Origin of the sequence: Acidovorax sp. (assembly GCF_046339755.1) — a bacterium.
GTDB lineage: Bacteria > Pseudomonadota > Gammaproteobacteria > Burkholderiales > Burkholderiaceae_C > Acidovorax.
On the sequence record NZ_JBKDTZ010000228.1, the window covers coordinates 1 to 7,460 of the forward strand.

Below are 7,460 nucleotides of genomic sequence, written 5' to 3' on the forward strand. Positions count from 1 at the left end.
GGTCAGTCGTCTGGCGCGATGGCGTGAGAGTCGCCTCGGAGGTAGCTGGCGCGGTCGGCCGCGTTGAAGATGTCGAACGGCGCGGGCGTGTTGGCCACGGGCTCGGCCAGTGCGCGTGCCGTGACGTCGATCGGGCCGCCCGGTGCGTAGGGCACGATCAGGCGGATCGGCTGGCCCGAGTCCTGCGCCATCGCGGCATGGGGAAGGGCAGCGGCCACGAGGGCGGCGCCGGCGAGGAGGGTGGTGAGGTTTCTGCGGTTCATGGGTGCCATTGTGCAAAAAATGGAGCGGCCACTACAGAAAAGATGTGCAGGCATCGGGAAATACCCCCATCTCCTGAAACGTCGTCTTCCGTCAGCCGTGCTTGTCCGCCTCGGAGGTGAACGCATCGGCAAAGAACTCCTCGGGCGGCAGTCCCCGGTGCGCACTGTAGGCGTCGCGCGCCGATTCGACCACGATGGGGGCACCGCAGGCATACACCTGGTGGCCCGAGAGGTCGGCAAAATCGTCCATCACGGCCTGGTGCACGAAGCCCGTGCGGCCGTTCCAGCCGTCTTCGGGCAGGGCGTCGGAGACCACGGGCACATAGCTCAGGTTGGGCATTTCGGCCACACGCTCCTGCACCCAGTCGGCCATGTACAGGTCGCCGGGGCGGCGGCCGCCCCAGTAGAGCACCACCGGGCGTGTGATGCCCTTGAACTGGATGTGCTCGATCAGCGCCTTGGTGGGCGCAAAACCGGTGCCCGAGGCCAGCAGCACGATGGGCTTGTCCGAATCCTCGCGCAGGAAGAAGCTGCCGAACGGGCCTTCCACGCGCAGGATCTCCTTTTCCTTCATCGCGCCGAACACATGGTCGGTGAAGCGCCCGCCCGCCATGTGGCGGATGTGCAGTTCGATCCCCGGCGCATCGCCCTGGGTGTGCGGCGCATTGGCCATCGAGTACGCGCGGCGCGCACCGTCGCGCAGGATGAACTCGATGTACTGCCCCGCGTGGTAGCGGAAGGTGTCGGCCGCGGGCAGCTGCAGGCGCACCTGCATCACGTCGTGCGACTTCTTGGCGAGGGTGGATACGCGCACCGGCATCTTCTTGACCGGGTAGGCGCTTTCGTCGGTGACCTGGCGCGATTCAAGCACCACGTCGGATAGGGGCTTGGCGCAGCAGGTCAGCACGTAGCCCGCGGCCTCCTCGTCGGCCGTGAGGGCCTTGGACTGGTGGTTGGCGTGGAACACCGCACCGCTGAGCTTCTTGCACTTGCAGGAGCCGCAGGCGCCATCCTTGCAGCCATAGGGCAGGCCCACGCCGCTGCGGATGGCGGCCAACAGGATGGATTCATCGCCCGGGGCGGCAAAGGCGCGGCCGCTGGGCTGTACGGAAATCTGGAACGTGGACGTGGGGGCCGCCGCGGCGCTGGTCATGTTGTGGGTATCCTTGGGACGTATCTTCTTTCGCGGACCCGATTTTGCCCTCAAACCAAAACCCCCTCGGCGCCCTGCCGGCGCGCTTTCGCCGTGAACGCCTGCTGATCGTGGGCTGCGGTGATGTCGGCCAGCGCGTGGTGCGCCAGCTGCAGGCGGGCGGCACGGCGGCCCCGCGGCTGCGCGTGTTGGCGCTCACCTCCAGCCCCGCACGCGTGCAGGGCCTGCGCGAGCGCGGCATCACGCCCCTGGTGGGCCACCTGGACGATGGTGCCACGCTGCGGCGCCTGTCGGGCGTGGCGACGCGGGTGATGCACCTGGCCCCGCCGCCCGGCGAGGGCGCCGGTGGCCAAGCCTGGTGGCGCGACCCGCGCACCGTGGCGCTGGAGCGCTCGCTGCGCCTGCGCAGCCAGCCGGTTTCGCTGGTGTACGCATCCACCAGCGGCGTGTATGGCGACTGCCAGGGGGCCCTGGTGCCCGAGACGCGCGCCCCGGCCCCTGCCACCCCACGCGCCCAGCGCCGCGTGAACGCCGAGCGCGCCGTGCGCCACCTGGGGAGGGCCGGCGTGCGCGCCAGCATCCTGCGCATCCCCGGCATCTACGCGCCCGACCGAGAGGGCGGCACGCCCGAAGCGCGGCTGCGCCGGGGCACACCGGTGCTGGTGGCCGAGGACGATGTCTACACCAACCACATCCATGCCGACGACCTGGCCCGGGCCTGCCTGCGCGCGCTGTGGAAGGGGCGCCCCCAGCGCATCTACAACGTGAGCGACGACAGCGAACTGAGGATGGGTGACTACTTCGACCTGGCGGCCGACCTCTATGGCCTGCCGCGCCCGCCGCGCCTGCCGCGCAGCACGGCGCAGACCGAACTGCCCGTGGTGCTGCTGAGCTTCATGAGCGAGTCGCGCCGGCTGGACAACCGGCGCATGCTGCGCGAGTTGGGCCTGCGCCTGCGCTACCCCAGCGTGGCTGACGGACTGAAGGCCGCCTGAGCCCCAAGGCTCAAGGCCCCATGCCCGGCTCGTACTTGTGGATGCGGGCGCGCCAGTCCGTGGGGGCGGGGTTGCTGGTGTTGTTGCGCAGGTCGCGCGCCACCTGATCGCGGCGCTCTTGCTCGCGCCTCTCCTGCTCGCGCCGGGCGTTGTCACGTTCACGATCGCGGCGCTCGCGGTCGGCCTGCTCGCGCTGGGCCTGTTCCCGTTGCGCCTGCTCGCGCTGGCGCGCATGGTCGCGCCGTTCCTGGTCCCGGCGGGCTTCCTCACGCTCGCGCTCGCGTTCCCGCTGCCGTTCCCGGTCCCGTTCGCGCTCACGCTCGTGCTCGCGTTCCTGGTGGTAGCGGCGGTCGCGTTCCATCTGCTCGCGCAGGGCCGCCTCGCGGTACTCCTGCTCCCGGCGGTCCTGTTCGCGCTGGCGCTCGCTTTCCTGGCGGTCACGCTCCCGCTCGCGTGCCATGGCCTCCAGGCGCCATTCGCTGTCGCGCCGCGCCTCTTCCTCGATGCGGCGCATGCGGTCCATGGCCTCCGCATAGTTGGGGCGTGCGATCGCAGGCGGCGTGCTGCCCGGGTGGGGTTGCACGGTCGCGGGCGGCGGGGTCGCTGCCCTGGATGGTGCTGCGGCCTTGGAGGTCTTGCCCGCCGCTGCGGATCCGGGGGGAATGGGCGATGGGTAGCTGGCCAGGTCCACGTGCTGCAGGCCTGGCAGGCCCGATGGCCGCAGTGCGCTTGCGGGCGGTGTGGAAGGCGGCAAGGGGGCGGCCACCGCTGCATTCTGCCCAGGCACTGCCGTGGCGCTGGGCGGGGTCGCTGCAGCCGCTGGGGCAGGCGCTGGCGGCACTGGCGAGGGGTAGGTGGCCAAGTTGACGTGCTGCAGGCCAAGTGGGTGGGTCGGATAGGTCCTGCTCGGACCGCAGGCGGTCAACGCCACGCCGAACAGTGACAACAACGCCAGGCGCACGGGCAAAGGGGTCATGGAGCTCCTAGGGCAACCGCCGAAACCGTGGCGGTGCCCGCTATTGACGCGCGGAAGGCAGTGGTGGTTGACGCCGTGGATGTGGCATTTTGGGGGAGACGATGCCAGTAGAAAGGCAGGTTCCCGTCCCCTGCCGAGCACGCAGGCGGAGGGCGGTGCGCGAACGGGTCTGCGGAGTGTTTTCCGTCGCTCAGCAGGGCGCTTGGCCGCCAGTGCCGTTGGAGCGGCACACGCCGCCCTGGCCAGGGAAGCGCCCCGGGCCGTTGCGCGGATAGGTGTTGCCCTGGTTGTCCGTGCACCGGTAATCCGAGCACTGCGTGAGCCGTGGTGGCGGCTGCTGGGGCGTGGTGGGGAAAGGCTGCGGGAACACCGCAGGCGGCGGATAGGGTGCCGGATAGCCGATGCCGTAGCGCGGCGGCACCACCACCACGCGCGGCTGGGCGGCGCGGGCGCGCTCCAGATCGGCATAGCCTTGGGGGCCCAGGCAGTCGAGGTCCATCTGCCGCTGGGCGGCCTCCAGGCGCTGGCTCTGCTCCTGCGTAGAGCGGGGCCCCTCGCTGGCCACCAGGTCGTAGTTGCGGCGTGAGCGCGCGCATTCGGGCGAGCGCGCGTAGTCCTGCGGCAGCGGAGCGTTGGTGGCGCGTTCCCGGTTGCGGTCGGCTGCGCGACGGGCCTCGGCCTGGGCCGCCTCGTTCTCGGCCTGCAGGCGCTGCTGCTTGCGCTCCAGCGCCTCGGCAGACAGTTGCCGGTCCTGCAGTATCTCTTCGGGCGTGCGGCGGGCTTCCACCTCCCGGGCCGCTTCGCCGCTGCCGCAGATCCCATCGGTATAGGTCACCTTGCCGGTGCGCGCATCGGTACAGCGCGTGACCTGCCCAAGGACAGGCAGTGCTGCAAAGGCAGCACAACACGTCAGCAACAGGGCTGCGGGGCGCATCGCGGCAGACAGGACCAAACGGACAGCGGCAGGTGCCTCAAGGCATCATGGCCCGGCGCCTGCGCCGGGCTCCTGCTGCTGTATGCGGCTGCGCCAATCGCCAGGCGCCGGATTGCGGCCCGGGCGGTCCTGTGGGCGCGCACGGTCGGCGGCGGCACGGCGGTCGCGCTCGATCTGGTCGCGGCGTGCCTGCTCGGCCTGGGCCTGGTTGCGGCGCTCCTGGTCACGGCGGGCGTTGTCGCGGTCGCGGTCACGCTCCCGGTCGCGGCGTTCGCGCTCGGCCTGATCGCGCCACTGCTGTTGCGCGCGTTCACGTTCGCGCTCGCGCGCCCAATCGCGGTCATCGCGGCGGTTGTTGTAGTACACCGGCGGCGGCGCCACGTACACCGCTGGTGGCGGCGAGTGGTAGACCGGCGGCGCGTCGTAGATGATGGTCGACGTGCTCGGCGGGTAGTAGGTGGGGGCTGGTGCGTAGTACGGGTCGCCCGGTACCGTGGCACAGCCAGTCAGCACGGCGCCCAGGACCGTGGCGGAGAGAACGCGGGCTAAGGTATTTGTCATGTGGAATCAGACTCCCGGCGCACAAGGCGCGTTCCGCGTTGCAGGTAAAGGCCAGGAAAACAACATCCCGAGGGTGTTACATCTCCAGGCCACTGCTAACCTTGACGTTTGAGGGCCCTATTTGGTTGACCGGCCACCAGTTTGCCGCAGACGGGCGCGCAGGCATAGCCCCTGAGGGTAGGCCAAATGCCCATGCGCGGGTAGGCACGTGAAATCGTTCACGCCCAAAGGCTGGTTGCGCTGCAACCAGCCGTGCAGCAGGGCTTACTTGGGCAGCACGCGGCGGATGGTCTCCGCCAGGTCTTCGGCCACGAACTTGGCGACGTAGCCATCGGCGCCCACGCTGCGCACATGGTCTTCATTGGCCGAGCCCGACAGCGAGGAGTGGATGACCACCGGCAGACCGTGGAAGCGCGCATCCTGCTTGATGTTGCGGGTCAGCGTGAAGCCGTCCATCTCGGGCATTTCCAGGTCGGTCAGCACCATGGCGACGCGATCCAGGATGGTCTTGCCCTCTGCCTCGGCGCTCTTGGCGATGGCGTTCAGGCGGTCCCAGGCTTCCTTGCCCGACTTGACCATCTCGAACGGCGCATTCAGCGCCTTGAGTTCCTGCTCGATCAGCGAGCGGGCCACGAAGGAATCATCGGCCGCCAGGATGATGCTGCCGGGCTTGAGCTTGAGCTTGGCGCCCACCTTCTCCTCGGTGACCTCATGGCCGTCCGAGGGCGAGACCATCTGAAGGATGGCTTCCACGTCCAGCACCTGGGCCAGGCGCGATTCGTCGGTGTTGCCGTCCAGGCGGGCAATGCTGGTCACCAGCTTGCCCTTGGCGCCGCTGGTCTCGGCCGATAGCACCTGCTTCCAGTCCAGGCGCACTATGTCTTCCACCGACTCCACGGCAAAGGCCTGGGTGGTGCGCGCGTACTCCGTCACCAGCATGATGTTCAGCCCCGTCTGCGGCTTGCAGCCGACGATGGAGGGCAGGTCCAGCACCGGGATCACCTGGCCGCGCAGGTTGACCACGCCCAGCGAGTGGGCCGTGGTGCCTGCGATGGGCGTGATGCTGGGCATGGCCACGATCTCGCGGATCTTGAACACGTTGATGCCGAAGAGTTCGGACTTGCCCAGGGCGTTGTCCGTCCCCAGGCGGAACAGCAGCAGCTCGAACTTGTTGGTGCTGGTGAGGTTGGTCCGCTCGTCGATGTCCTGCTGCACTGCTTTCATGGAAATGTCCTTTGCGCTGATACGCGCGTTTACAAATTCTAGGATCAGAACGGTGTGCGCAGCACGTTAAATTGTCAGGGCGTACCCGAATGGGGCCTGCCCGGCCTCAAGCGTCGCGGCGCCGAGACACTGCCGATGCATGCCCCATGCCAGCCGGGCATGGTTGTTACAAATAGGCCCGGGCAGCGCGCGGGAGGCAGTTCGTGCCCAGCCATTTTGCTACACGCCCGTGACAGGACCATAGTGCAGCACGGTGGGAAAAGGGTCATAGAAATGGTGCAGCAGCGCCTTCCACTCCTGGTACTGCGCGGACTGGCGAAAGCCCACTTCGTGGTCCTCCAGCGTGTCCCAGCGCACCAGCAGCACATAGTCATCAGGTTTCTCGATGCAGCGCTGCAATTCGTGCGACTGGTAGCCCGGCATCGAGGCAATGATGCGCTGGGCCTGGACAAAGGCCTGCTCGAAGGCGGCGCTCTGGCCGGGGCGGATGGTGAGTTGGGCGATTTCCAGGATCATGGGAGGGCCTGCGGGGGTGGTGCAGCCCCGGTTGTACCAGCCCCGGCGCCCGGCGCACAGGTTTCCTGGGCTGCACTCGGCAGGGGAGCCGGTGCCGCGGCCCCTGCGGCGACCACCCCCAGCAGCGCCAGCATGGGCGCGTCGAAGGCATCGCAGGCCAGGCCCCTGTGCCGGTCGAAGGCCAGTGCACCGTCCAGCGGCCGCGCCGGCGCATGGCGCGCGTGGGCGGCATGCGACTGCGGCGCCTCCGCCAGGCCGATGCCGGCGTCCACCAGGTGCAGCAGCAGTTCCTCGCGCTCGGCGCTGGCGCGTACCGTGAGCGCAATGCCGTGCTTCGCCAGCAGGTGGATGAAGGACTGGTGCAGCGGGCAGTGCGGCCACTCGATCAGCGGCAGGCCCGCAAGATCGGCCACCCCAAAACGCTTTTTGAAGTGCAGCGGGTGGCCGCCGGGCACCAGCGTCACACAGGGCTCGCGCCACAGCGGGAAAAAGTGTCGCCCTGCGCCTTGCAGTGCTCCGCCACCAGGCCCAAACAGGAGTCCTCGGCGCTGGCGGTCAGCCGGACCAGGGCCTGGGGCAGGTGCTGCTCCAGCTGCGCCAGCAGCGGTGCGGCCGGGCCCAAGAGCAGGGTGTCCTGCAGGAAGACACGCAGAGTCTCGCGCGGCGCCTCGCGGAAGTCGCGCACCATGGCGCTCGCCTCGGCCAGCAGGCTGCAGGCACGCGGGTACAGGCGTTAGCCCTCGGGCGTGGGCGCCAAGCCATTGCGGCTGCGCCCGAACAGCAGGGCATCAAGCGCATCTTCCAGCCCCTTGATCGCCATGCCGATGGACGGCTGCGC

11 protein-coding genes are annotated in these 7,460 nt (G+C 69.1%); 1 reads left to right on the forward strand and 10 read right to left on the reverse strand.

Annotated elements, in window-relative coordinates:
* Window positions 1-2 precede the first annotated feature (2 nt).
* Window positions 3-263 (reverse strand): hypothetical protein, encoded by a 261-nt coding sequence (locus ACK59X_RS19060; RefSeq protein WP_409959755.1) that lies wholly within the window; start codon window positions 261-263, stop codon window positions 3-5.
* 91 nt (window positions 264-354) lie between these two features.
* Window positions 355-1,416 (reverse strand): CDP-6-deoxy-delta-3,4-glucoseen reductase, encoded by a 1,062-nt coding sequence (locus tag ACK59X_RS19065; protein WP_409959757.1) that lies wholly within the window; start codon window positions 1,414-1,416, stop codon window positions 355-357.
* Window positions 1,417-1,460: 44 nt separating this feature from the next.
* Between ACK59X_RS19065 and ACK59X_RS19070 the strand changes: the two genes are divergently transcribed.
* Window positions 1,461-2,411 (forward strand): SDR family oxidoreductase, encoded by a 951-nt coding sequence (locus ACK59X_RS19070; protein ID WP_409959759.1) that lies wholly within the window; start codon window positions 1,461-1,463, stop codon window positions 2,409-2,411.
* Between the two features lie 10 nt (window positions 2,412-2,421).
* On the opposite strand, the gene ACK59X_RS19075 is transcribed toward ACK59X_RS19070, so the two are convergent.
* The 8 genes from ACK59X_RS19075 to ACK59X_RS19110 all read right to left on the reverse strand — a co-directional run bounded on the left by ACK59X_RS19075 (window position 2,422) and on the right by ACK59X_RS19110 (window position 7,442).
* A complete protein-coding gene (locus ACK59X_RS19075; RefSeq protein WP_409959761.1) occupies window positions 2,422-3,387 on the reverse strand; it encodes a hypothetical protein in 966 nt (321 codons plus the stop codon).
* A 190-nt stretch (window positions 3,388-3,577) separates the two neighbouring features.
* Window positions 3,578-4,321 carry a DUF4124 domain-containing protein gene (locus ACK59X_RS19080; RefSeq protein ID WP_409959763.1) on the reverse strand — a complete coding sequence of 248 codons (744 nt, stop codon included), beginning with the start codon at window positions 4,319-4,321 and terminating at the stop codon, window positions 3,578-3,580.
* Window positions 4,322-4,366: 45 nt separating this feature from the next.
* Complete coding sequence (locus ACK59X_RS19085; RefSeq protein WP_409959765.1) at window positions 4,367-4,882, reverse strand: hypothetical protein; 516 nt, start codon at window positions 4,880-4,882, stop codon at window positions 4,367-4,369.
* Between the two features lie 264 nt (window positions 4,883-5,146).
* A complete protein-coding gene (locus tag ACK59X_RS19090; RefSeq protein ID WP_409959767.1) occupies window positions 5,147-6,106 on the reverse strand; it encodes a chemotaxis protein in 960 nt (319 codons plus the stop codon).
* 219 nt (window positions 6,107-6,325) lie between these two features.
* Window positions 6,326-6,622 (reverse strand): antibiotic biosynthesis monooxygenase family protein, encoded by a 297-nt coding sequence (locus tag ACK59X_RS19095; protein ID WP_409959769.1) that lies wholly within the window; start codon window positions 6,620-6,622, stop codon window positions 6,326-6,328.
* Window positions 6,619-7,086, reverse strand: a complete 468-nt coding sequence (locus ACK59X_RS19100; protein WP_409959771.1) for a LysR substrate-binding domain-containing protein — start codon at window positions 7,084-7,086, stop codon at window positions 6,619-6,621. The genes ACK59X_RS19095 and ACK59X_RS19100 overlap by 4 nt, the downstream gene beginning before the upstream one ends.
* Window positions 7,083-7,310 carry a hypothetical protein gene (locus ACK59X_RS19105; protein ID WP_409959773.1) on the reverse strand — a complete coding sequence of 76 codons (228 nt, stop codon included), beginning with the start codon at window positions 7,308-7,310 and terminating at the stop codon, window positions 7,083-7,085. Before ACK59X_RS19105 ends, ACK59X_RS19100 begins: the two co-directional genes overlap by 4 nt.
* Before the next feature lie 45 nt (window positions 7,311-7,355).
* Complete coding sequence (locus tag ACK59X_RS19110) at window positions 7,356-7,442, reverse strand: LysR family transcriptional regulator (RefSeq protein ID WP_409959775.1); 87 nt, start codon at window positions 7,440-7,442, stop codon at window positions 7,356-7,358.
* Between the last annotated feature and the right edge of the window lie 18 nt (window positions 7,443-7,460).